This window comes from Necropsobacter rosorum (assembly GCF_964241405.1).
Taxonomy (GTDB): Bacteria; Pseudomonadota; Gammaproteobacteria; order Enterobacterales; family Pasteurellaceae; genus Necropsobacter; species Necropsobacter rosorum.
The window spans coordinates 195,902-220,791 of sequence record NZ_CAXSXF010000001.1 but is presented as its reverse complement, the minus strand read 5'-3'; the positions used below and the strand labels follow the sequence as shown (position 1 = coordinate 220,791).

The window sequence follows — 24,890 nt, the reverse complement described above, 5'->3', positions numbered from 1 at the left end:
GTCAGACTTGCTTTTTTGTTATCCTTATCCTTTATGCAGCGGTATCGCAACGGCGGGATCATCCGGCGCATCGATTGCGTCGATGATACGCTGTAATCCGTAGTCGTCCGCATCAGCCTGATCATCGAATAAATTCGCCGCTTTGTTCAGCAGCGGATTATCGATGCCGATCCAGTTTGCAATATCATCGGTAAAATTTAAACCGGATTTAAATACTCGACTGACCTTGCGTTGCGTGTCGTCGCTGGAAATGTTGAACAACGGAATATCGTAATGGCGTTTGCTTTTGCCGCTGCTGTTGTGAATAACGATGTTATCGTCACTGATATGCTGCGCCAGACCATGATCGGAAAAATACAGCATGGAAAAAGTGCGGTGGTTTTTTTGCTCGTTTTCGCGCAGGCTGGTATAAACCCGCCGCAGCAGTTCGTCGGTTTTTTTAATGGAAGAAATATAACAGTTCAGGTTGAAATATTTTTGGCTGATCTGACGGTCGTCAATGAGTTTAGGATAGTCATTCAGACGATCACAGCTGATCGGGTGCGAACCGTACAGATGCAGCACGATGAAACGCTTGCCCTGATAAGGCCGACGAATGGACTGCTCGAATTTCGGCAGCAGCTCGAAATCACTGGTATTGGTGTTCAGCGAATCGCCGGTTTTCAGAAAAAACCGTTCGTCCGCTTTTTTGGCGATGGCCGAAATCGGCGTGTCGAATTGGCCGAGATAACCCTGATTGGACAGCCAATAGGTTCTGATACCGGCGGATTTGATCAGATCAATCAGATTTAACGCATAATTGCCTTCCCAGTTGCGGGTATCGGGTTTGGTCAGCATCAGTTTCAGCGAGGCGATCGTATTGGTGCCGCCGGCGGTGAAGCCGTCCAGCAAAATCCCGTTAGCCGTGGACATAAACGGCGTATTTTCTATCGGATAACCGTAAGCGTGATGATAATCTTTACGCGCACTTTCGCCGATAATCAGCACATAATCGTCATAACGGGACGCCGCGCTCAGCTGCGAGTTGCCCCATTGGCTGTCGATACTGAGGTTGTTCAGCATATCCAGTTCGCGCGCGACTTTCAAACCGGCGTAGTAAATATCCTGCAGCGGTTTAAAAGGAATGCTGTCGAACAACGCAAAAATAATGACGGCGGCAAGAAAGAGCTTGTTTTTGTGTAAATAAAGGCGGAATTTCTGGCTGCAGTAACGAAACAGCAAAACCAGACCGATAATCATAAACGGCAGCAGATAGTTGAACGGCGGCAACTGGGCGAGAAATTCCCGTCCTTCCATCAGATCGGTGGCAAATACCGAGGCGATGTACTGGTAGGAGGGCGCGCCGAAGGTTAAACCGACGGGAGAATACAGCGCATAAACGGATAATAACGGCAACAGAACGAAATAAAATAAGGTTTTCGACGCGTTGAGAATAATAATCAGCGAGGAGAATAATAAAATATCCCGCAATGAGGGTTCGGGGAAATATCCGGAGCCGATTAAGGCCAGGCGGACGGCCGCATAAAGCGAGGTCAGCGCAACGAGCGCCATGATTAACGAGATTGAATTTGGTATCCGGCGGTGCGGCTTGGTTGGGGTGGACGACACGATAGGTTCCTTGGCTGAGTGTCTGCTTTTTTGCTTATTTTACTGAATTTTATCAAGCGCTTCCATGGCTATTTTTAGCCGCAGCTATTTTCAGTGAGCGGATGTTGCTCTATAATAGGCGGAATTTTATGTCCAAGTTCTGTGAGGAAGCAATGAGCAAACCTGTTTATAAACGTATTTTACTCAAACTAAGCGGAGAAGCCCTGCAAGGTGCCGAAGGTTTCGGCATCGACCCGTCGATTTTAGATAGAATGGCGATTGAAATTAAAGAATTGCTGGCGATGGGGGTGGAAGTCGGCGTGGTACTCGGCGGCGGTAATCTGTTCCGCGGGGCAAAACTGGCGAAAGCCGGCATGAACCGCGTAGTCGGCGACCATATGGGGATGCTGGCGACGGTAATGAACGGGCTGGCAATGCGTGATGCGCTGCATCGTGCGGACGTCAATGCCAAACTGATGTCGGCGTTTCAGCTCAACGGAATTTGCGATACTTATAACTGGTCCGAAGCCATCAAAATGCTGCGTGAAAAACGGGTGGTGATTTTTTCCGGCGGTACCGGCAGCCCGTTTTTTACCACCGATTCCGCAGCCTGTCTGCGCGGGATTGAAATTGAAGCGGATGTGGTGCTGAAAGCCACTAAAGTGGCGGGCGTGTATGATTGCGATCCGACCAAAAATCCGGCGGCGGTATTGTTTGACAAGTTGACTTACGCCCAAGTCATTGAAAAAGAATTGCAGGTAATGGATTTGGCGGCGTTTACGCTGGCGCGCGATCACGGCATGCCGATCCGTGTGTTTAACATGGGCAAACCGGGCGCCTTGCGCAATGTGATTCTGGGCGAAAAAGAAGGCACTTTAATCTGCGATTAAACCGCATATTAAGCCATGTCGATTGATTATTCTCATTTATTAAAGGAATTGCTGTGATTAACGAAATTAAAAAAGATACGCAAGCGCGTATGGAAAAAAGTCTTGAAACCTTCAAAGGACATATCGCAAAAGTCAGAACCGGCCGCGCGCAGCCAAGCCTGCTGGACGGTATTCAGGTGGAATATTACGGTGCGGCGACTCCGTTGCGCCAGTTGGCCAATGTGGTGGCCGAAGATGCACGTACGCTGGCGGTTACAGTGTTTGATCGCAGTCTGATCAGCGCGGTGGAAAAAGCGATTCTGACCTCGGATCTCGGGCTGAACCCCGCCTCGGCCGGAACGACAATCCGTGTGCCGTTGCCGCCGTTAACGGAAGAACGCCGCCGTGATCTGATTAAAATCGTCAGAGGCGAGGCGGAACAGGGGAAAATTGCGGTACGCAACGTACGCCGCGATGCCAACGATCAAATCAAAGCGCTGTTGAAAGACAAAGAAATCAGCGAAGATGAAGAACGCAAAGCGCAGGATGAAATCCAGAAAATCACCGATATTTTCGTGAAGAAAGTGGATGAAGCGCTGGTGGAAAAAGAAAAAGAGTTGATGGACTTCTGATTTTCCTCGCTTTCGGCAAAGGACGCACTCAGCGTCCTTTTTACGCTTTTTCTTGACCGGTTGACGGATTCCGGCAAACGGAACGCCAACCGGCAATGTCTGCAACAGTGCGGTCAAAATATGATGCAAAATAAACAAAATCTTGTCATTCTCGGTTCAACCGGCTCAATCGGCGCCAGTACGCTGTCTGTGATCGAACATAATCCCGCACAATACCGCGCTTTTGCGCTGGCAGGCGGAAGCAACGTGGATTTAATGCTGCAACAATGCGTGAAATTCCGACCGCACTTTGCCGCGCTGAATGATGAACGGGCGGCGCAGGATTTGCGCATAAAACTGACCGCACTTGGTGTGCCGACGCAAGTGCTGGCCGGCACGCAGGCGATTTGTGAGCTGGCGGCGCACCCTGAGGCCGATCAGGTGATGGCGGCGATTGTCGGTGCGGCGGGATTGTTGCCTACGCTTGCGGCGGTGAAAGCCGGTAAACGGGTACTGCTGGCAAACAAAGAAACGCTGGTTACCTGCGGTCGGCTGTTTATCCATGAAGTGAAAAAAAGCGGGGCGCAATTATTGCCGGTGGACAGCGAACACAATGCGATTTTTCAGTCTTTACCGCCGCAGGCCCAGCAACAGATCGGGTTTTGCCCGCTGCATGAATTAGGCATTGATAAAATTGTGCTGACCGGTTCGGGCGGCCCGTTCCGTTATACCGATTTAAGCCAATTCGACAGCATTACGCCGGCACAGGCGGTGGCGCATCCGAACTGGTCCATGGGGCGGAAAATCTCGGTGGATTCCGCCACGATGATGAATAAAGGACTGGAATATATCGAAGCGCGCTGGCTGTTTAATGCCTCGGCGGACGAGATGGAAGTGATTATTCACCCGCAATCCATCATTCACTCTATGGTGCGCTATCGCGACGGTTCGGTGATTGCGCAAATGGGCAAACCGGATATGCGCACGCCGATTGCGCAAACCATGGCGTATCCGAACCGCACTTTTGCCGGTGTCGGCGCATTGGATTTCTATCAGCTGAGCGGGCTGACTTTTCTGCCGCCGGATTACCGCCGCTATCCTTGTTTGAAACTGGCGATCGAGGCGTTCGCCGCCGGACAATATGCGACCACGGCGCTCAATGCGGCGAATGAAATTGCCGTGGCAGCGTTTTTAGACGCTCGGCTCCGGTTTACCGAAATTGCCGCGGTGAATGCCGCCGTGCTGGAGAAAATCGCACCGCAACCGATTGACAGTATTGAGGATGTGCTGCAATTGGATCAAAATGCGCGACTTTTGGCAAAACAAGTGATTTTGGCTTTTTAACCTTGTCATCCCTGTGGTATAGTGGCGGGCAAAATGACGCTGGATAATCCACAACGAAATTAACATGATAGAACTTGATCCGAATAATATTCCGCAACATGTCGCCATTATTATGGACGGTAACGGCCGGTGGGCGAAACAGAAAGGGAAAATGCGTATTTTCGGGCATAAAAACGGTGTTTCCGCGGTGCGCGAAGCGGTGACGTATGCCCGTAAAATCGGGGTAAAAGTCTTAACGTTGTATGCGTTCAGCAGCGAAAACTGGAACCGGCCGGCGCAGGAAGTCAACGCGCTGATGACATTATTTATGCAGGCGCTGGAGAGAGAAGTGAAAAAACTGCATAAAAATGATATTCGCCTGAAAATTATCGGCGATACGTCGCGTTTCAGCGCCGGGCTGCGGGAAAAAATCACCGATGCGGAAAATTTAACGGAAAAAAACACCGCACTTACGCTCAATATCGCCGCCAATTACGGCGGTTGCTGGGATATTGTGCAGGCGGCGCAGAAAATCGCCGCGCAGGTTCAGGCACGGCAGCTGGCGATCACAGAGATTACGGAGACGCTTTTTCAGCGTTATTTGGTGACCGAAGCGCAGCCCATGGTGGATTTATTGATCCGCACCAGCGGCGAGCAGCGGATCAGCAATTTTTTATTATGGCAGATAGCCTATGCGGAATTGTATTTTTCCGATGTGCTGTGGCCGGATTTTAACCAACAGGAATTTAATCGGGCTGTTGTGGCGTATCAGCAGCGTAACCGTCGTTTCGGCGGAACCGAATAAGGGGAACATACTGTGCTTAAACAACGCGTGTTATCGGCGATTGTGTTAATCGCCGCCGTATTTGCCGCTTTATTTTTATTTTCACCGTTTTATTTTGCGCTGGCGGTCGGCGCGGTCGTCACCTTAGGAATCTGGGAATGGACACAGTTTGCCCGGGTTAAGACGGGGTTCTGGCGCTTATTGATTACCGGGCTTGCCGGTGCGTTTTTATTTCTCTGGCTTTTCGGCGAGGCGGATTATCTGAATGTCGGGCGGGTATTCAGCGGTTATGCACAGCCGCTCTTGCTGGTTGCCGTGATTTGGTGGCTGGTGGCGCTGGGGTTTGTGTTGAGTTATCCGGCCAGTGTGAAAATCTGGGGTAAGTCTGCGCTGTTGCAGTTTGTGTTTGCCCTGTTGACCTTAATTCCTTTTTTAGTCGGCGTACTGCGTCTGCGGCTGGATGCCTATATTACTCACCCTTATCACGGCGTGATGCTGCTATTGTATGTTTTTATTCTGGTGTGGGCGGCGGATTCCGGCGCATATTTTGCCGGTCGCCGGTTCGGCAAGCATAAACTGGCGCCGAAAGTGTCGCCGAATAAAAGCTGGCAAGGGGTGATCGGCGGGCTGATTACCGCCGCCGTGCTGGCGGCGCTGTTTATCGCACTGGTGCCCGATGAGCTGTTTTCTTCCGCCACTGCGCCGTTTATTGTGCTGTCGGTGTGCACGGTTGCGGTGTCGATTCTGGGTGATCTGACCGAAAGCATGTTTAAACGCGAAAGCGGGATCAAAGACAGCAGTCATCTGATCCCCGGACACGGCGGTATTTTGGATCGTATTGACAGCCTGACCGCGGCGGTACCGTTTTTTACCTATTTTTATTTTTACCTGTAGGAACGGTTTTACATGTCATTTCTGTGGTCGTTAGTTTCTTTTATTATTGTTATCGGCGTATTGATTGCCGTGCACGAATACGGTCATTTCTGGGCGGCCAGAAAGTGCGGTATAAAAGTACATCGTTTTTCTCTCGGGTTCGGTAAAGTGCTGTGGTCGCGCGTCGATAAGCAGGGTACCGAATTTGCGCTGTCGGCAATTCCCCTCGGCGGCTATGTCAAAATGCTGGATGAACGCAACGAAGCGGTGCCGGCGCACTTGAAATCCCAATCCTTTAACAGCAAAAGCGTAGCGCAGCGGGCGTTTGTGGTGGCGGCAGGGCCGGTGGCGAATTTTATTTTTGCCATACTGGCTTACTGGCTGGTGTATGCCGTCGGTATTCCGAGTGTAAAACCGGTGATCGCGGAAATCCGGCCGGATTCCATTGCCGCGCAGGCGGATATGCAGCCGAATAGCCAGATTCTTGCGGTGGACGGCACCGTTTCGCCTGACTGGGAAACCATTAATATGCTGCTGGCGACCAAAACCGGCAGTGCCAGCGTGGATATCACCGTATCGCCTTTCGGTTCGAACATTGAACAGCATAAGGTATTAAATTTAACCGATTGGCGTTTCGACCCGGAAAAAGAAAGCGCTTTCGGTGCGTTGGGCATTGTGCCGGTGCGAACTAAAGTCGAGATGACCTTGTCTAAGGTTGCGGAAAATTCGCCGGCCGCAAAAGCCGGGCTGTTAACCGGTGATAAGCTTTATAACGAACAGGGTTTGCCGATTGACTGGCAGCCTTTTGTCGAACTTGTGGCCAAAGGGGAGCCTTTTGCGCTGAACGTCGAGCGCAATGGCGAGTGGCTGGCTAAAACGCTGATACCGGAGCGAGACGGGAAGGGCAAGTGGTATGTCGGCGTGTCACCGACGCTGCATCCCGTTGCCGAGGCATATCGCACTGAATTAAAATATGGTATTTTTGAGGCATTGCAAAAAGGCGCGGAAAAAACCGTGCAGCTGTCTTGGCTGACGGTTAAGGTGATCGGTAAATTATTCAGCGGCGATCTTTCTCTGAACAATTTAAGTGGTCCGATCTCTATTGCGAAGGGCGCCGGAATGTCTTCCGAAATCGGTTTGGTTTATTACTTAAGTTTTATGGCGCTGATCAGTGTCAATTTAGGTATCATGAATTTGTTTCCGTTGCCCGTATTAGACGGCGGGCATCTGTTGTTTCTGGCGGCGGAGGCCGTTAAAGGGAAGCCGCTGTCGGAACGGGTTCAGAATTTTGCGTATAGAATCGGTGCGGTTTTACTGTTAATGCTGACGGCGTTTGCGCTGTTTAACGATATTTTACGTTTATAATAATTTATTTCTTTTTACAGGATAAAAGTCACAATGAAAAAACTTTTAATTGCAAGTTTACTTTTCGGATCAACAACGGTTGTTGCCGCGCCTTTTGTTGTGCAGGATATTCGGGTTGACGGCGTGCAGGCCGGGGCGGAGGCCAATGTGCTGGCGGGCCTGCCTGTACGTGTCGGACAACGGGCGACGGACGGCGATATTGCCAATGTGGTGAAAACGCTGTTTTTGCGCGGTTATGAAGATGTACGAGCCGCACGGGAAGGCAATACGCTGGTGATTTCGGTACAGCAGAAGCCGATTATTGCCGATGTGGTGTTAGACGGTAACGAATCCATTCCCGATGAAGCGCTGAAAGAAAACCTGAACGCCAATGGGTTTGCCGCCGGCGATGTGCTGAACCGGGAAAAACTGGAGGCCTTTCGTCAGAGCCTGCTGGAGCATTATAAAAGTGTCGGCCGCTATAACGCCAAAGTAGAAACCGTGGTCAATACGCTGCCGAATAACCGGGCGGAAGTTAAAATTCAGATCAAAGAAAATGACGTGGCACTATTAAAGGGAGTGACTTTCGAGGGCAATAATGCGTTCAGCAGCAGTAAACTGCAGGAACAGATGGAATTGCAACCGGATGCCTGGTGGAAGTTTTTCGGTAATAAATTCGACGGCACCCAGTTCGGTAAGGATCTGGAAACCCTGCGTTCGTATTATCTGGATAACGGTTATGCCAAATTCCGGATTGACGATGCGGATGTGCAACTCAACGATGAGCAGACCGAAGCGCGGGTGCTGATTAAAGTCAATGAAGGCGAGAAATATACGGTAAAAAGCGCCCGTATTATCGGTAACGTCGGCGGGATGTCGGAACGTCTGTCACCGCTTCTGCAACAAATTCGAATTGAAGATACTTTCCGCCGCAGCGATGTCACGGCGGTCGAAGAGGGGATTAAATCGGTGCTGGGCGAACAGGGCTATGCCAATGCGCAGGTTAACGTCAGCCCGGAATTCGATGATGAAAATCACAGCGTGGCATTAACCTTTATCGTGGATGCCGGACGCCGCTATTCGGTACGCCAAATCCGTTTCGAGGGTAATACCATCAGTGCCGACAGTACCTTACGTCAGGAAATGCGCCAGCAGGAAGGCACTTGGCTGTCTTCCAAACTGGTGGAACTGGGTAAAGTGCGGTTGGAACGCACCGGATTTTTTGAAACCGTGGATTCCCGCAACGAAAATGTCGCCGGTACGGATGACGAACTGGATGTAATTTACAAAGTCAAAGAACGCAATACCGGCAGCATCAACTTCGGTATCGGTTACGGCACCGAAAGCGGTTTGAGCTATCAGGCGAGCATCAAACAGGATAACTTCCTCGGCATGGGATCCACCGTAAGCCTGGGCGGCTCCCGTAACGATTACGGTACCAGCGTGAATTTAGGCTATACCGAACCGTATTTCACCAAAGACGGCGTCAGTCTGGGCGGGAATATTTTCTTTGAAGACTATGACAACTCGAAAAGCAGTACCTCCGCCTCATACAGCCGTACCACTTATGGCATTAACGGCACGCTCGGCTTCCCGGTCAATGAAAATAACTCGTATTATGTGGGCTTAGGCTACGTTTATAATAAATTAAAGGATGTCGCCCCTGAGTTTACCCGTAATTTATACCGCCAGTCGATGAATTATGACAGCTGGAAATTTAAAGCCCATGATTTTGAATTGTCTTTCGGCTGGAACTATAACAGCTTAAACCGCGGTTATTTCCCGACTTCCGGGATGAAAGCCTCGCTCGGCGGTAAAGTGACGATTCCGGGTTCCGACAATAAATATTATAAAGTCAGCGCCGATGTGCAGGGCTTTTATCCGTTGGACCGTGATCAGACCTGGGTGATGTCCGCCCGTGCAGGCGCGGCTTATGCCAACGGTTTCGGCGGTAAACGGCTGCCGTTTTATCAGAACTATACCGCCGGCGGAATCGGCAGTTTACGCGGTTTTGCCTACGGTGCGGTCGGCCCGCAGGCGATTTATTGGAAAGAAGGCAGCTGTCAGGGCGGCACCAATGGTTATTGCTATGTCAATAACGATATTACCGGCGGGAACGCCATGCTGACCGCCAGCGCGGAATTAATCGTACCGACGCCGTTCGTGGCGGATAAAAATCAGCGTTCGGTCAGAACCTCGGTGTTTGTGGATGCGGCCAGCGTGTGGAATACGAAATGGAAATCCGACGGTAAATCGCTGTATCCGAATCTGCCGGATTACGGTGATCCTTCGCGGGTAAGAGCCGCTGCCGGCGTGGCGTTCCAGTGGCAATCACCGATCGGGCCGTTGGTGTTCTCCTATGCGAAACCGATTAAAAAATATGACGGCGACGAAATCGAACAGTTCCAGTTCAGTATCGGCGGTACCTTCTAAGCGGAACTTATTCGCGGTCATACAGTCTAAGTGAAAGTCTGTACTGCCGCGCGCAGTACAGAAATTAATTAACCCTATTTTATTTTAAGGAAAATAAAAATGAAAAAAGCAGTAAAATTAACCGCACTTTCTTTAGCGTTAGCGTTCAGCACAGCGGCGATGGCCGAAGATAATATCGCATTTATCAATGTGGATTATTTATTTGCCAACCACCCGGCGCGTAAAATCGAATTACAGAAGTTAGATGACGAATTCAAAGCACCGGCGGAAAAACTGCAAGCGGTCGAAAAATCGTTACAGGAAAAGAAAGCTGCCTTTGAAAAAGAAATCGACGGCAAAGTGAAAGCATTGGAAAAAGACGCGCCGAAACTGCGTCAGGCGGATATCAAAAAACGTCAGGACGAAATTTCCAAATTAGCGGCGAAACGCGACGGAGAATTTAAAGCCTTAGTGGATGAACATCAGAAAAATGTCGCGAAATTCCGCGAAGACGGCCAGAAAAAAGAAATGGCGATTCAGCAGAAATTGCTGAGCGACATTCAGACCGCGGCGACCGAAGTGGCGAAAGCGAAAAACTATACCGCCGTGCTTGATGAAAAAGCCGCGATTTATACCGCCGACGGCAAAAATATCACCGAAGAGGTGTTAAAAGCCATTCCGGCACCGGCACAGGCTAAATAATAATGCGCGCATATTCTCTTAAGGAATTGGCGGAACAAATCGGCGCTACCGTTCGCGGTAACGCCGATGTCGTTGTGGAAAGTATTGCGCCGCTGGATAAAGCGGGCGAAAAACAGCTGACGTTTATTTCCAATGTGAAATTCCGCGAACTGTTATCTCAATCTCAGGCCGGCATTCTGATTGTCAGCGAAAGCGACGTCGAATTTTGTGCCGCGCACAGCAATCTGTTGATTGTCAAAGATCCTTATGTGGCATATGCCGTTTTAGCTCAATATATGGACACGACGCCGAAAGCGGCGACCGACATTGCGCCGAGCGCGGTAATTTCACCCGCCGCCAGTTTAGGCAAAAATGTTTGCGTGGGCGCCAACAGCGTGATTGAAGCGGGCGTCGTGCTGGAAGACGATGTGATCATCGGGGCGGGGTGTTTTGTCGGTAAAAATGCCCGCATCGGTCGCGGCACACAGCTTTGGGCCAATGCCAGCGTTTATCATGAGGTGCAAATCGGACGGCATTGTCTGATTCAATCCGGTGCGGTGATCGGTGCCGATGGTTTCGGTTATGCCAATGATCGCGGACGCTGGATTAAAATTCCGCAGACCGGCACGGTGATTATCGGCAATCATGTGGAGATCGGCGCCTGTACCTGTATCGATCGCGGCGCGCTGGATGCGACGGTGATCGAAGATAATGTGATCATCGACAATCTGTGTCAGATCGCGCATAACGTGCATATCGGCACCGGTACGGCCGTTGCCGGCGGGGTGATTATGGCGGGCAGCCTGAAGGTCGGCCGCTATTGTCTGATTGGCGGCGCCAGCGTGCTCAACGGACATATGGAAATCTGCGACAAAGTCACCGTTACCGGCATGGGGATGGTGATGCGTCCGATTACCGAACCGGGAGTGTATTCTTCCGGCATTCCATTGCAGCCGAATAAAGCGTGGCGTAAAACCGCGGCCTTAACGCTGGACATTGATAAAATGAATAAACGTCTGAAAGCGGTTGAGAAAAAACTGGGCTGACTAAAAAACCTTCTTGTGACAACAAGAAGGTTTTTTGTTGTCGCGGCGATATTTTGTATTAATTTGTTAATTATCGTATAATTCACCCGATTTACTCTCTCATTATTTTTCTATTTAAGAAAGGTGTTATTGTGACAACTGAACATACTGCAGGCAGAATTATTGAAGCAAAAGAGATTATGACTTTGCTTCCGCATCGTTATCCGTTCTTACTGGTTGACCGTGTTATGGATTTTGAAGAAGGGAAATGGCTTAAGGCAGTAAAAAATATAAGTGTGAACGAACCCTGTTTTACCGGCCATTTTCCGGCCGAGCCGATTTTACCCGGTGTGTTGATCCTTGAAGCGCTGGCGCAGGCAATGGGGATTCTGGCGTTCAAAACGCACGAGCTGAAAGGCGGAGAATTATTCTATTTTGCAGGTATTGATGAAGCGCGCTTTAAACGCCCGGTATTGCCGGGAGACCAAATGGAGTTGAATGTGACGGTGATTAAAGAACGTCGCGGGGTAACGGCATTTACCGGCGTGGCGACGGTAAACGGCGAGATCGCCTGTGAAGCAAAATTAATGTGTGCCCGCAGATAAGGAGCGAAAATGATCCACCCAAGTGCGAAAATTCATCCCACTTCAATTGTCGAGGACGGGGCTAAGATCGGTGAAAACGTGGTTATCGGACCTTTTTGTATTATCAGTTCGGAAGTTGAAATCGGTAAGGGAACCGTATTGCATTCACATGTCGTGGTAAAAGGCGTCACCCGAATCGGTGAAGACAATCAGATTTTTCAGTTTGCCAGTATCGGCGAAGTTAATCAGGATTTGAAATATCAGGGCGAACCGACCAAAACTTTGATCGGCAACCGTAACCGCATCCGCGAAAGCGTCACCATTCATCGCGGTACCGTACAGGGCGGCGGCGTGACCCGGGTGGGCGACGACAACCTGTTTATGATCAACGCCCACATCGCCCATGACTGCCAAATCAAAAACCGCTGTATTCTGGCCAATAACGCGACGCTGGCCGGCCATGTGGAACTGGATGATTTTGTTGTGGTCGGCGGCATGTCGGCGATTCACCAGTTTGTGATCATCGGCGCTCACGTTATGCTGGGCGGCGGCTCCATGGTCAGTCAGGATGTGCCGCCTTATGTCATGGCGCAGGGCAACCATGCGCAGCCTTTCGGCGTGAATATCGAAGGATTGAAACGCCGCGGTTTTGATAAACCGGCGCTGCATGCGATCCGCAACGTGTATAAACTGATTTACCGCAGCGGCAAAACCTTAGAAGAAGCGATGCCGCAAATCGAACAATATGCTCAGACTGAAGCATCGATCAGTTTCTTTCTGGATTTCTTCAAACGCTCGACGCGCGGTATTATCCGTTAAGGATCACAAAACGTTTAATTTTTTAACCGCACTTTGGGAACATAAAGTGCGGTTATTTTTTATGGAATTTACCCATGCAAGCAATCACTAAGCAACCGCTTATCGCACTGGTCGCCGGCGAGGTATCCGGCGATATTCTCGGCGCCGGTTTGATCCGCAGTCTGAAAATCCGTTATCCGAACGCGCGTTTTATCGGGATCGCCGGTAAACACATGCAGGAAGAAGGCGCCGAAACGTTGGTGGATATGGACGAGATCGCAGTAATGGGGCTGGCGGAAGTGGTGAAACATTTGCCCCGTTTGCTGCAAATCCGCCGGCAGGTAATCGATACCATGCTGGCGCAGAAACCGGATATTTTTATCGGTATTGATGCGCCGGATTTTAATCTGGATATCGAGTTAAAACTCAAAGCCGCCGGCATCCGCACCGTGCATTATGTCAGCCCGTCGGTATGGGCATGGCGCCAGAAACGCATTCATAAAATTGCCAAAGCCACGGATCTGGTGCTGGCGTTTTTGCCCTTTGAAAAAGCCTTTTATGACCGTTTTAACGTGCCTTGCCGTTTTATCGGGCATACCATGGCGGATGCGATTGCGCTGAAGCCGAATCGTGCCGAGGCCTGTCGGGTATTGGGTTTGGATCCGCAGCGGCGTTATGTTGCGCTGCTGCCCGGCAGCCGTCGCGCCGAAGTGGAATTTTTAAGCGAACCTTTTTTGCGCGCCGCACAATTGCTGCAGCAAAGTTATCCGGATGTCCATTTTTTAGTACCGCTGATTAATGATAAACGCCGTCAGCAGTTTGAGCAGATTAAAGCCCGCGTGGCGCCGGAGCTGGCGGTTATGCTGCTGGACGGCAACGCCCGTCAGGCGATGATAGCCGCCGAGGCGACCTTATTGGCGTCCGGCACGGCGGCGCTGGAATGTATGCTGTGTAAATCACCGATGGTGGTGGGCTATCGCATGAAACCGCTGACCTATTTTCTGGCAAAACGGCTGGTAAAAAGCCGGTATATTTCATTGCCGAATCTGCTGGCCGATGAAATGCTGGTGCCGGAGCTGATTCAGCAGGATTGCAGCGCGGAAAAACTGGCGGCGGCGCTGTCGCCTTATCTGGCGACAACGGAAAGTGCGGTGCAAAACCGGCATCATTTAATTCAGCGTTTTACCGCGTTGCATCAATTAATTCAGTGCGATGCGGACAAACAGGCCGCACAGGCCGTCATTGATTTGTTGGAGGCATAGCCGATGAGCGCATTTATTTATCCTGATTATGAACTCATCGCCGGCGTGGATGAAGTGGGGCGCGGGCCGTTGGTCGGCGCTGTAGTGACCGCGGCGGTCATTTTAGATCCGCATAATCCGATTGAGGGATTGGCCGACAGTAAAGCCTTATCGGAGAAAAAGCGTTTGCTGCTGGAGGCGGAAATCAAACAAAAAGCGCGGGCTTGGGCGCTGGGGCGTGCCGAGGCGGAAGAAATCGATCGCCTCAATATTCTGCATGCCACCATGCTTGCGATGCAACGCGCGGTAAAACAGCTGAAAATTCAACCGCACTTTGTGCTGGTGGACGGCAACCGCACGCCGCAATTGGATATACCGACGCGGGCGGTGGTGAAAGGCGACCGTCTGGTGGCGGAAATCAGCGCCGCCTCAATTCTGGCCAAAGTGGCAAGAGATCGGGAAATGCAGGCGCTGGATCGCTTGTATCCGCAATATGCCTTTGCGCAGCATAAAGGTTATCCGACCAAACTGCATTTGCAAAAACTGGCGCAATTCGGCCCTTTGGCGCAGCACCGGCGCAGTTTTTCTCCTGTCAGAAAACTGTTAGAACAAGTATAATCAAACATCGGATATAAAATTAAAGCAAAAAGGAGGTTAGGGTGGCGGAACTGTTTGCACATTGGCGGGAAACGATATTTTCAGATCCTCTGTTTTGGGTGGTTTCATTTCTTGTCGTTGCGATAGTTTTATTTGTACGCAATAAAATCCGCATGGATGTGATCGCCTTGCTGGTGATGCTGGCATTCAGTCTGAGCGGAATTCTCACCACGCAGGAAGTATTGGCGGGGTTCAGTGATCCGAATATTATTCTGATTGCGTTATTGTTTATTGTCGGTGAAGGGCTGGTGCGCACCGGGATTGCCTATCAGGTGAGCGAATGGCTGCTGAGAATGTCGAAAAACAGCGAAACCCGCGTGCTGATTTTATTGATGCTGGCGGTGGCCGGCCTCGGCGCCTTTATGAGCTCTACCGGTGTGGTGGCGATTTTTATTCCGGTGGTGCTGGTGATTTGCCAGAAAATGAATATTTCGGCGCGGCGTTTGATGATGCCGCTCAGTTTTGCCGGGCTTATCAGCGGCATGATGACGTTGATCGCCACGCCGCCCAATCTGGTGGTGAACGCCGAGTTAATCCGGGCTACGGGCGAGCGTTTGAGTTTCTTTTCGTTTACGCCTATCGGTCTGGTGGTATTGATCATGGGCATTGTGTATATGCTGATCGCGCGCAACTGGCTGGGCGGTGCGGAGGATGAACGCAATCAATCCGCTGGCCGGCGTTCCATTCGTGAACTGATTGATGAATATAATTTGCAGGCGCGGACGAAGCGCTTTGTGGTGCGCGCCGGTTCGGATTTTATCGGTCAGCCGCTGGAAGAGCTGCATTTGCGTTCCAATTACGGGCTCAATGTGCTGGCGATTGAACGCTGGAAACGTTTCCGCCCGGTGTTTCTGCTGTCTTCCCTCGGTAAAGAAGAAGTCAAAGAAAAAGATATTTTATTAATCGACATCAGTAATCCGGAGCTGGATTTGGATGAATTCTGTCGTCAGCACAATTTGGAACCGGCGGAAATCCGCGGTTATGATTTCAGCCAGCAATCGAAATCCATGGGCATGGTTGAAGTTACGCCGATTCCCGACAGCGATTATTTAACCCGCAGCGTCGCGGAAGTGCGTTTTCGTTCCCGCTATGGCTTAAATGTGGTGGGCATTAAGCGCAATAACGAAATTTTAACCGGCAATTTAGTGGAAGAGCCGCTGAAAGCCGGGGATTTGTTGCTGGTGATCGGCGCCTGGAAACTGATCCGCGATATGCGCAATAAGACGAAAAGCTTCTTTGTGCTGGATTACCCGGCGGAAATCGAACGTGCGGTGCCGGCGCAAAGTCAGGCGCCGCATGCATTATTCTCGATTTTTGTGATGGTGGTGCTGATGGTCAGCGGCGTGGTGCCGAATGTGGTCGCCGCGCTGATCGCCTGCCTGCTGCTGGCGAAATTCCGCTGTGTGGATGCCAAAAGCGCCTACGGCTCGATTCATTGGTCAAGCCTGATTCTGATTGTCGGGATGATGCCGTTTTCTATTGCCTTGCAGAAAACCGGCGGCATAGACTTGATTGTGGATTTTATGATCAATACCGTCGGCGAAATGGGTAAGCACTGGATTTTAATCAGCCTGTTTATTTTATCCGCCGTGATCGGATTGTTTATTTCGAATACCGCGACGGCGATTTTAATGGCGCCGATTGCCATCACCATGGCGCAGCATTTGAATCTGTCGCCGGTGCCTTTTGCGATGACCGTTGCGGTTGCCGCCTCCGCCGCCTTTATGACGCCGATTTCCTCACCGGTCAATACCATGGTGCTGGGGCCGGCAAATTATAAATTCAGCGATTTTGTTAAGGTCGGCGTGCCGTTTACGATTTTAGTGATGCTGGTGACTATCTTCCTCGTTCCAGTGTTATTCCCGTTCTGAGAACGCGGCATTCACCAGAAAGATGGCAAGCGAAGGGCTGAAAATCATGTTTAACGTTAAGAAATAAGGAAAAAAATGACCGCACTTTTAAAAATCGGCTTGGTGTCCGTTTCTGATCGCGCCTCGCAAGGTGTTTATCAGGATCAAGGACTCCCGGCTCTGCAAACTTGGCTGGAACGGGCGCTGAGTGCGCCTTTTACGCTGGAAACCCGTTTGATCCCGGATGAACGGGAGATAATTGAACGGACGTTATGCGAGTTAGTGGATGTTCATCACTGCCATCTGGTGCTGACGACCGGCGGCACCGGGCCTGCCAAACGGGATGTGACGCCGGATGCGACCTTAGCGGTGGCGGATCGGGAAATGCCGGGCTTTGGCGAACAGATGCGGCAGGTGAGTTTGCATTTTGTGCCGACCGCGATTTTATCCCGTCAGGTGGGCGTTATCCGTAAAAACAGCCTGATTCTGAATCTGCCGGGACAACCGAAAGCGATTCAGGAAACGCTGGAAGGGGTGAAAGATGAGCAGGGCAACGTGCTGGTGCGCGGGATCTTCGCCGCGGTACCCTATTGCTTACAATTGATCGACGGCATTTATATTGACACCAATGCCGCGGTGATCGAAAGTTTCAGACCCAAATCCGCCCGACGTTAGCGGCGGCCGAAACCGTGTCGGCGGCAAAGCAAAAAGTGCGGTACAAAAGCGAGGAGTTTTATGATGAAAAAAATCGAAGCGATTATCAAACCGTTCAAACTGGACGATGTGCGTGAGGCATTGTCGGATATCGGCATTACCGGCATGACAGTGACCGAAGTGCGCGGTTTCGGTCGCCAGAAAGGGCATACCGAATTGTACCGCGGGGCGGAATATATGGTGGATTTTCTGCCGAAAGTCAAAATGGAAATCGTGATCCCCGATGAACTGACGGAACAATGTATCGAGGCGATTATCGATACCGCGCAGACCGGTAAAATCGGTGACGGTAAAATTTTTATTTATGACGTGGAACGGGTGATCCGCATCCGTACCGGCGAAGAAAACGAGGAAGCGGTTTAAACGATGGACAAGACGCATTCGACATTACTGAGGCTGCTGGTGGGGATTGCCGCGCTGGTGATTATTTTAGCCGGCGTAAAATCCGCCAGTGAAATTGCGGTTCCGTTTCTGCTGTCACTGTTTATCGCCATTATCTGTTCGCCGATTATCAATTTTATGACCGCGCGCAAGGTGCCGCACTGGCTGGCAATCGGCGCGTTATTTGTGATGATTCTGATCATCTTTTTCTTTCTGATCGGCTTAATTAACAGTACCGCGCAGGAATTTACCCGTTCCATACCGCAGTATAAGGATCTGTTATCGCAGCGTCTGGCGGATATCACCGCGCTGGCCGGGCGTTTTCACCTGTCTTTCGGCATTTCGCGCGAACAGGTGATGGAGCATTTTGATCCGAGCGTGCTGATGAATTTCGTCAGTAACTTTTTATTGAGTTTTTCCGGCGTGGTCACCAATGTTTTTGTGTTGTTTCTGGTGGTGGTGTTTATGCTGCTGGAAGCGCCGATGGCAAAACGCAAACTAGCGTTAGTGTTCAGTGCAGAAAATCAGGATAATCAGCACAGCGTGTATATTGATCGGATTTTACAGGGCGTGATTACCTATTTGGGAGTGAAAACGCTGGTCAGTCTGGCCACCGGGCTGCTGGTTTTCGTACTGCTGAAAATCACCGGCGTGCAATATGCCGTGCTATGGGCGACGTTAAGTTTTTTACTCAACTATATTCCGAATATCGGTTCGATTATCGCCGCGATACCGATTATCCTGCAGGCCTTTCTGCTGAACGGTTTTGTCACGGGCTTTAGCGTAACCGCCGGGGTGATCGCCATCAATATGGTAATGGGCAATATGCTGGAGCCGAAAATGATGGGGCGCACACTGGGGTTGTCCACGCTGGTGGTGTTTTTGTCCCTGTTATTCTGGGGCTGGCTGCTCGGCACGGTCGGCATGTTTTTGTCCGTGCCGTTGACCATGGTGCTGAAAATTGCGCTGGAAGCCAGTCCGGCAACGATCAAATATGCCTTATTGCTGGGAGATGTAAAACAGTTCTGCGCACAGGAAATGCCGGATAAATAAGAAAAACGGACAAAAAAATCACCGCACTTTCTGTGATTATTACGATCGGGATCGCAAAAAAGTGCGGTGGTTTTTTCTTTTGTTTTGTATCACGGCGTAAAACTGCTAGATTAATTGGGGTGAAATCAGTACAATCGCTGCCTGTTTTTAGATTGCCGCAAGGTGTAATAACGAGGCACAGTATGTCAGAAAAAATCAATTTAATGAATTTAACCCGCCGGCAAATGCGCGAGTTTTTTAAAGCGCTGGGCGAAAAACCGTTCCGCGCCGATCAATTAGTGAAGTGGATTTACCATTTTGGTGAAGATAACTTCGATAATATGACCAATATCAACAAACCCCTGCGCGAGAAGCTGAAAGCGGTAGCGGAAATTCGCGCGCCGCAAGTGGCGGTGGAACAACGCTCGGCCGACGGCACGATTAAATGGGCGATGCAGGTAGGCGATCAACAGGTGGAAACGGTGTATATTCCGGAGGCGGATCGCGCCACGCTGTGTGTGTCCTCGCAGGTCGGCTGCGCGCTGGCCTGTACTTTCTGTTCTACCGCACAACAGGGATTTAACCGCAATCTGACGGTCTCGGAAATTATCGGTCAGGTGTGGCGGGCATCGAAAATTATCGGTAATTTCGGCTTAACCGGTGTGCGTCCGATTACCAATGTGGTGATGATGGGCATGGGCGAGCCGCTGCTGAACGTGGCGAATGTGGTGCCGGCGATGGAAATTATGCTGGACGATTTCGCTTACGGACTGTCGAAACGCCGCGTAACCTTATCCACCTCCGGCGTGGTGCCGGCGCTGGATAAACTGCATGAGGCGATTGATGTGGCGCTGGCGATTTCGCTGCACGCGCCGAACGATGAACTGCGTAACGAGATCGTGCCGATTAATAAAAAATACAATATTAAAATGCTGATGGAATCGGTTAATCGTTATTTAAGCGTATCCAACGCCAACCACGGCAAAGTCACTATCGAATATGTGATGCTGGATCATGTTAATGACGGTATCGAACATGCTCACCAGCTGGCGTCGGTGCTGAAAAATACGCCTTGTAAAATCAATCTGATTCCGTGGAATCCGTTCCCGCAGGCGCCTTATGCGAAAAGCTCCAATACGCGTATCGACCGTTTCCAGAAAACCCTGATGGAATATGGCTTTACCGTTATCGTGCGTAAAACCCGCGGGGATGATATTGACGCGGCGTGCGGTCAGCTGGCGGGAGAGGTGATTGACCGTACCAAACGCACGGCACAGAAAAAACGTTTCGGCGCGCCGATTGACGCCGTTCAGGTGCAATAGCGTTGACGGCAAAAGGAGAGGAACATGCTACCGACATTCAACCGTTTATTTCTCTTGGTTTTCTCTCTGATGTTGTCGGCGTGCAGCGTGCAATCGCCCGCGCCGGCGGATTTCGATAAACAGCAGGCGGCCAAAGCGCGGGTTGAATTGGGGCTGGGCTATCTGAACCGGCAAAATCCGACGCAGGCCAAGCTGAATTTCGATAAAGCTTTCTCTTATGCGCCGGATTATTATCTGGTACATGCCGCACTGGCGTATTATTATCAGCGGCAGGGCGATGTGGCGCAAGCCGAACGCGCCTACTTATCCGCCATTAAGGCGGATAAAAAGCAGGGTGATGTGTATAATAATTATGGTACGTTTTTATGCTCGCAAGGCAAATTCGAACAGGCTTATACCCAGTTTCAGCACGCCCTGAACACGCCGGATTACTATCATCAGGCCGATACCTACGAAAATATCGCGCTGTGCGCATTATCGGAAAATAACACCGCACTTTATCGGCAATATCTGGCTTTATTGGGGAAACTTTCTCCCGCCCGGGCGGAGGCGTTGCAGGCGCTTTCGGGACCAACGCCTCCGCGTTAAATTGCGCCGCATTGCCGGTTGTAATAACAGGTTTTTGCCGGATCACGACAATAACGGTTGCAAATTATGCCCTGCGACTTTAAACTTTAGCATTTGAATTTTAACTCAAATCAGACACTAAAGAAGAACCCATATGACCGCGCCAACCCACCGTCAGGAACATTCGGAACTCAGCCTCGGCGAACGTTTTCGCCAAGCCAGAGAGGCTCTTAACCTTTCTTTGGAAGAGGTGTCCGAAAAAATTAATTTACGTCCTTCAATTTTACAATGTCTTGAAAATAATGAATTTACGCATAAGTCGATCCCGTCCACTTTTATGAAAGGCTATGTGAAAAACTATGCGAAATTTCTGCGTTTACCGGAACAGGACTGGCTGGGCACCGTGACTTCGCTCAGCGAAACCACGCATAACGATTTGGGCAAAAACGCGCGGGCGACCCGTGCGGTGAATCAGTATTCTTCGCACAATCACTGGGTCGGCTATATTACGGTCATCGTGATCCTGATTTTGACCGGCATGACCGCCATGTGGTGGTGGGAAAATTATCAGAAATCCAATGCGGAGCGCGATCATCTGGTGCAGCATTATGTTGAAAATTCGGCTTCTCCGGCGCTCAGTGAAACGCCGACTTCTGATGCAAAACAAGCACCGGAGACAACTGCCGCGGCAGTCAGCGCGCCAGTGGCGGTCGAGCCGATTGCACCGCCTGCCGTTAACGCGGCGACCGATGGGAACATGAACAGCCTTTCGCCGCAGGAGCCGCAAAGCACGGCGGGAACATCGGCGCAAACCCTGCAATCGGAAATGAATAAAATCAACGCGACCGGCGCCGGTGAAACGCCGGGGAATGAGGCGCAAAGTGCGGTGGAAAATTCCGCTGTTTCGGCAACGGCAAACGCCGAGCTGCAAATTGAAATCACCGGGCCGAATTGCTGGATCAGCGTTAAAGACGGCAACCGCAAAGTATTGGCGCAAAAAGAATATAAGCAGGGTGAAGTGCTCCGCTTTAATGAAGGCGCGCCTTATGCCCTGATTATCGGTGCACCGGGCAATGTGAAAATCACCTATAAAGGCGAGCTTTATCCGTTAACCGTTGACGGTCGCGTCGCGAAATTTAAATTGCAATAGGCAGAGAGTAAAAGATGTTAGCAAAACCGACGATTAAGCGCCGTGAATCAAGCAAAATTTATGTCGGCAATGTGCCGATCGGCGGCGATGCGCCGATTGCGGTGCAATCCATGACCAACACCCGCACCACCGATGTGGCGGCGACGGTGGCGCAGATTAAATCGCTGGAACGCGTGGGCGCGGACATCGTGCGGGTTTCCGTGCCGACGATGGACGCCGCCGAAGCGTTTAAAGCCATTAAACAGCAGGTGCAGGTTCCGCTGGTGGCGGATATTCATTTTGATTACCGCATCGCACTGAAAGTGGCGGAATACGGCGTAGATTGCCTGCGCATTAATCCCGGCAATATCGGCCGTGAAGATCGGATCCGCGCGGTGGTGGATTGCGCCAAAGATAACAATATCCCGATTCGTATCGGGGTGAATGCCGGCTCGCTGGAAAAAGATCTACAGGAAAAATACGGCGAACCGACTCCGGAAGCGCTATTGGAAAGTGCGCTGCGTCATGTGGAGATTCTGGATAGCCTCAATTTTGATCAGTTTAAAGTCAGCGTTAAGGCTTCCGATGTGTTTTTGGCGGTGGAAAGTTATCGCTTATTAGCTAAAGCGATTAAACAGCCGCTGCATCTGGGAATTACCGAAGCGGGCGGCGCGCGTGCCGGTGCGGTGAAATCCGCCATCGGTTTGGGTATGCTACTGGCGGAAGGTATCGGCGATACCCTGCGGGTTTCGCTGGCGGCGGATCCGGTGGAGGAAATCAAAGTCGGTTTCGATATTCTGAAATCCCTGCGCATTCGTTCGCGCGGCATTAATTTTATCGCCTGTCCGACCTGTTCCCGTCAAGAATTTGATGTAATCGGCACGGTCAATGCGCTGGAACAGCGTCTGGAAGATATTATTACGCCGATGGACGTGTCCATTATCGGTTGCGTGGTAAACGGCCCGGGCGAAGCGCTGGTTTCCGATTTAGGCGTAACCGGCGGCAATAAAAAAAGCGGCTATTATCTTAACGGCGAGCGGCAGAAAGAGCGTTTTGACAATGACGCGCTGATTGATCAGTTAGAAGCGAAAATCCGTGCCAGAGTGGCGCAACAGGATTCGAAAAACCGAATTATTTAAGGAAGATATTGTGGCAAAAACCATTCAAGCAATTCGGGGAATGAACGATTGTTCCCCGACAGAAAGTCCGTTATGGCAATGGGTTGAAGATAAAGTTCGCACCGTGCTTGCCGGTTACGGCTATTCCGAAGTGCGGATGCCGATTGTGGAAGCGACGCCGTTGTTCGCCCGCGCGATCGGCGAAGTGACGGATGTGGTGTCCAAAGAAATGTACACCTTTTGGGATAATGACGAGCAATTAACCCTGCGTCCGGAAGGCACGGCGGGCTGCGTGCGTGCGGCGATCGAACACGGTTGGATTTACAATAATGAACAGCGGCTGTGGTATCTCGGCCCGATGTTTCGCCACGAACGGCCGCAAAAAGGGCGTTATCGCCAGTTCCATCAGGCCGGCGTGGAAATTTTCGGTATCCCGAATCCGGAAATCGATGCGGAATTAATCCTGTTGACTGCCCGTCTTTGGAAGGCGCTCGGCATTGAGCAGCATGTGTCTTTGCAGCTGAATTCTATCGGCTCGCCGCAGGCGCGGGCGAATTATCGTTCTGCCTTGGTGGAATTTTTGACAAAACACACCGCACTGATGAGCGAGGAAGAAAAAGAACGTCTGGTGAAAAATCCGTTGCGGATTCTGGATACTAAAAATCAGGCGTTGCAGGCGGTGTTGAATGATGCGCCGAAATTGCTGGATTATCTGGATGATGAAAGCCGTACCCATTTCCAACAGTTGTGCGAATTACTGGACGGCATGGGAATCGGTTATGAGATTAACCCGAAACTGGTGCGTGGGCTGGATTATTACAATAAAACCGTATTCGAGTGGGTCACCGATGCCTTGGGCGCGCAAGGAACGGTTTGTGGCGGCGGACGTTATGACGGGCTGGTGGAACAACTGGGCGGTCATGCCACACAGGGCGTTGGTTTCGCTATGGGATTGGAGCGTCTGGTGCTGCTGGTGCAGGAAGTCAATAAAAACATTGTATTACCCAATGCCGTGGATATTTATTTGGTGTATGCCGGCGAAGGGACGACGCTTGCCGCTTTCCGTCTGGCGGAAAAACTGCGCACCGCGCTACCGCACTTGCGTATTATGACCCATTGCAGCGGCGGAAACTTTAAAAAACAATTTAAACGTGCGGATAAACTTGCCGCGAAATTTGCGTTGGTACTGGGCGAAAGCGAGGTGGCCACGCAAAATGTGGTGTTAAAGGATTTACGCGGTGGCGGCGAGCAGCAAACTGTGGCACAATCTGCGCTGATTGAGTATTTAAGTGAGAAATTTTACTAAGAGGACAGAAAAATGGCGTACACCGTCGAAGAAGAACAGGAACTCAACGAACTGAAAAACTGGTGGAAAGAAAATTATAAATCCATCATTGTGATCGTGGTGCTTACCTTTGCCGGCGTGTTCGGCTGGCGCTACTGGCAGGATCATCAGGTGAGTAAAATGCAGCGGATTTCGGCTCAATATGATCAATTGATTTACGGCGCGCAGCAGGACGTTGCCGCGCAGAACGCCAAGCTTGAGCAATTCGTGAAAGATAATGATAAAACCAGCTATGCGGTGTTCGCATTACTGGATGCCGCCAAATCGGCGGTCAACAAACAAGATTTTGCACAAGCGGAAAATTTGTTGAAACAAGCGGTAAGCGCATCCGCCGATGATATTCTGACCTCAGTCAGTCTGTTGCGTTTAGCGGCGGTTCAGCTCCAGCAGCAACAGCTGGATGCGGCGCTGGACAGTTTGCAGCAGGTGAAAGGCGAAAGCTGGGAAAGCCGTAAACAGTTAATGCGCGGTGATATTTTGTTGGCCAAAGGCGATAAAGCCGGCGCCAAAACCAGTTTTGAAAACGCGCTGCACAACGCCAGCCCGCTGGAAGCCCAACTGATTCAAGTGCGGTTAAATAATTTATAGTTTTTATCATAAGGTCTGAGTATTTCCTCAGGCCTTTTTTGTTAGTATGGTGATA

General features: G+C 50.8%; 23 protein-coding genes and 1 pseudogene. 23 read left to right on the top strand and 1 reads right to left on the bottom strand.

Annotated features, from left to right (window positions below; all coding sequences use genetic code 11):
* Positions 1 to 24 precede the first annotated feature (24 nt).
* On the bottom strand, positions 25 to 1,551 hold the full coding sequence (locus ACESOH_RS01035; RefSeq protein WP_373099099.1) for a phosphoethanolamine transferase: 1,527 nt from the start codon (positions 1,549 to 1,551) through the stop codon (positions 25 to 27).
* Between the two features lie 209 nt (positions 1,552 to 1,760).
* Here ACESOH_RS01035 and pyrH point away from each other — a divergent pair, with 209 nt between their 5' ends.
* The 23 genes and pseudogenes from pyrH (at position 1,761) to ACESOH_RS00920 (ending at position 24,835) form a co-directional block, all read left to right on the top strand.
* Positions 1,761 to 2,477, top strand: a complete 717-nt coding sequence (gene pyrH, locus ACESOH_RS01030) for a UMP kinase (protein ID WP_032092498.1) — start codon at positions 1,761 to 1,763, stop codon at positions 2,475 to 2,477.
* 53 nt (positions 2,478 to 2,530) lie between these two features.
* Positions 2,531 to 3,088 (top strand): ribosome recycling factor, encoded by a 558-nt coding sequence (gene frr, locus ACESOH_RS01025; RefSeq protein ID WP_373099097.1) that lies wholly within the window; start codon positions 2,531 to 2,533, stop codon positions 3,086 to 3,088.
* Positions 3,089 to 3,211: 123 nt separating this feature from the next.
* The gene (ispC, locus tag ACESOH_RS01020; RefSeq protein ID WP_373099848.1) at positions 3,212 to 4,411 is read left to right on the top strand and encodes a 1-deoxy-D-xylulose-5-phosphate reductoisomerase; all 1,200 of its coding nucleotides are present in this window, start codon (positions 3,212 to 3,214) and stop codon (positions 4,409 to 4,411) included.
* 64 nt (positions 4,412 to 4,475) lie between these two features.
* Positions 4,476 to 5,195, top strand: a complete 720-nt coding sequence (uppS, locus tag ACESOH_RS01015) for a polyprenyl diphosphate synthase (protein ID WP_032092500.1) — start codon at positions 4,476 to 4,478, stop codon at positions 5,193 to 5,195.
* Between the two features lie 12 nt (positions 5,196 to 5,207).
* Entirely contained in the window at positions 5,208 to 6,068 is an 861-nt protein-coding gene (locus tag ACESOH_RS01010; RefSeq protein WP_373099095.1) for a phosphatidate cytidylyltransferase, read from the top strand.
* Positions 6,069 to 6,080: 12 nt separating this feature from the next.
* Positions 6,081 to 7,412 carry a sigma E protease regulator RseP gene (gene rseP, locus ACESOH_RS01005; RefSeq protein WP_373099093.1) on the top strand — a complete coding sequence of 444 codons (1,332 nt, stop codon included), beginning with the start codon at positions 6,081 to 6,083 and terminating at the stop codon, positions 7,410 to 7,412.
* A 33-nt stretch (positions 7,413 to 7,445) separates the two neighbouring features.
* The gene (bamA, locus tag ACESOH_RS01000; RefSeq protein ID WP_373099091.1) at positions 7,446 to 9,824 is read left to right on the top strand and encodes an outer membrane protein assembly factor BamA; all 2,379 of its coding nucleotides are present in this window, start codon (positions 7,446 to 7,448) and stop codon (positions 9,822 to 9,824) included.
* A 99-nt stretch (positions 9,825 to 9,923) separates the two neighbouring features.
* Positions 9,924 to 10,505, top strand: a complete 582-nt coding sequence (locus tag ACESOH_RS00995) for an OmpH/Skp family outer membrane protein (RefSeq protein WP_040975992.1) — start codon at positions 9,924 to 9,926, stop codon at positions 10,503 to 10,505.
* A 2-nt stretch (positions 10,506 to 10,507) separates the two neighbouring features.
* Positions 10,508 to 11,530 (top strand): UDP-3-O-(3-hydroxymyristoyl)glucosamine N-acyltransferase, encoded by a 1,023-nt coding sequence (lpxD, locus tag ACESOH_RS00990; RefSeq protein WP_373099089.1) that lies wholly within the window; start codon positions 10,508 to 10,510, stop codon positions 11,528 to 11,530.
* Between the two features lie 131 nt (positions 11,531 to 11,661).
* Positions 11,662 to 12,114 (top strand): 3-hydroxyacyl-ACP dehydratase FabZ, encoded by a 453-nt coding sequence (gene fabZ / locus ACESOH_RS00985; RefSeq protein WP_032092506.1) that lies wholly within the window; start codon positions 11,662 to 11,664, stop codon positions 12,112 to 12,114.
* Positions 12,115 to 12,123: 9 nt separating this feature from the next.
* The gene (gene lpxA, locus ACESOH_RS00980; protein ID WP_373099088.1) at positions 12,124 to 12,912 is read left to right on the top strand and encodes an acyl-ACP--UDP-N-acetylglucosamine O-acyltransferase; all 789 of its coding nucleotides are present in this window, start codon (positions 12,124 to 12,126) and stop codon (positions 12,910 to 12,912) included.
* A 74-nt stretch (positions 12,913 to 12,986) separates the two neighbouring features.
* The gene (gene lpxB, locus ACESOH_RS00975) at positions 12,987 to 14,153 is read left to right on the top strand and encodes a lipid-A-disaccharide synthase (RefSeq protein ID WP_373099086.1); all 1,167 of its coding nucleotides are present in this window, start codon (positions 12,987 to 12,989) and stop codon (positions 14,151 to 14,153) included.
* A 3-nt stretch (positions 14,154 to 14,156) separates the two neighbouring features.
* Positions 14,157 to 14,750, top strand: coding sequence for a ribonuclease HII (gene rnhB, locus ACESOH_RS00970; protein ID WP_373099084.1), 594 nt, complete (start codon positions 14,157 to 14,159; stop codon positions 14,748 to 14,750).
* Positions 14,751 to 14,800: 50 nt separating this feature from the next.
* Positions 14,801 to 16,660: an SLC13 family permease gene (locus ACESOH_RS00965; RefSeq protein ID WP_032092622.1), complete on the top strand. Its 1,860-nt coding sequence runs from the start codon at positions 14,801 to 14,803 to the stop codon at positions 16,658 to 16,660.
* Between the two features lie 75 nt (positions 16,661 to 16,735).
* Positions 16,736 to 17,314: a molybdopterin adenylyltransferase gene (mog, locus tag ACESOH_RS00960; protein WP_373099083.1), complete on the top strand. Its 579-nt coding sequence runs from the start codon at positions 16,736 to 16,738 to the stop codon at positions 17,312 to 17,314.
* A 63-nt stretch (positions 17,315 to 17,377) separates the two neighbouring features.
* Complete coding sequence (glnB, locus tag ACESOH_RS00955) at positions 17,378 to 17,716, top strand: nitrogen regulatory protein P-II (RefSeq protein ID WP_373099846.1); 339 nt, start codon at positions 17,378 to 17,380, stop codon at positions 17,714 to 17,716.
* A gap of 3 nt (positions 17,717 to 17,719) precedes the next feature.
* Positions 17,720 to 18,760 (top strand): annotated as a pseudogene (locus tag ACESOH_RS00950) (AI-2E family transporter); the annotation flags it as partial.
* A gap of 209 nt (positions 18,761 to 18,969) precedes the next feature.
* Positions 18,970 to 20,088, top strand: coding sequence for a dual-specificity RNA methyltransferase RlmN (gene rlmN, locus ACESOH_RS00945; RefSeq protein ID WP_373099080.1), 1,119 nt, complete (start codon positions 18,970 to 18,972; stop codon positions 20,086 to 20,088).
* Between the two features lie 24 nt (positions 20,089 to 20,112).
* Positions 20,113 to 20,676, top strand: a complete 564-nt coding sequence (gene pilW / locus ACESOH_RS00940) for a type IV pilus biogenesis/stability protein PilW (protein WP_373099078.1) — start codon at positions 20,113 to 20,115, stop codon at positions 20,674 to 20,676.
* 133 nt (positions 20,677 to 20,809) lie between these two features.
* Entirely contained in the window at positions 20,810 to 21,805 is a 996-nt protein-coding gene (locus ACESOH_RS00935) for a RodZ domain-containing protein (RefSeq protein ID WP_373099076.1), read from the top strand.
* Positions 21,806 to 21,819: 14 nt separating this feature from the next.
* On the top strand, positions 21,820 to 22,923 hold the full coding sequence (ispG, locus tag ACESOH_RS00930) for a flavodoxin-dependent (E)-4-hydroxy-3-methylbut-2-enyl-diphosphate synthase (RefSeq protein ID WP_373099074.1): 1,104 nt from the start codon (positions 21,820 to 21,822) through the stop codon (positions 22,921 to 22,923).
* A gap of 10 nt (positions 22,924 to 22,933) precedes the next feature.
* A complete protein-coding gene (gene hisS / locus ACESOH_RS00925) occupies positions 22,934 to 24,208 on the top strand; it encodes a histidine--tRNA ligase (RefSeq protein ID WP_373099072.1) in 1,275 nt (424 codons plus the stop codon).
* A gap of 12 nt (positions 24,209 to 24,220) precedes the next feature.
* Complete coding sequence (locus ACESOH_RS00920) at positions 24,221 to 24,835, top strand: YfgM family protein (RefSeq protein ID WP_373099071.1); 615 nt, start codon at positions 24,221 to 24,223, stop codon at positions 24,833 to 24,835.
* Positions 24,836 to 24,890: the final 55 nt, after the last annotated feature.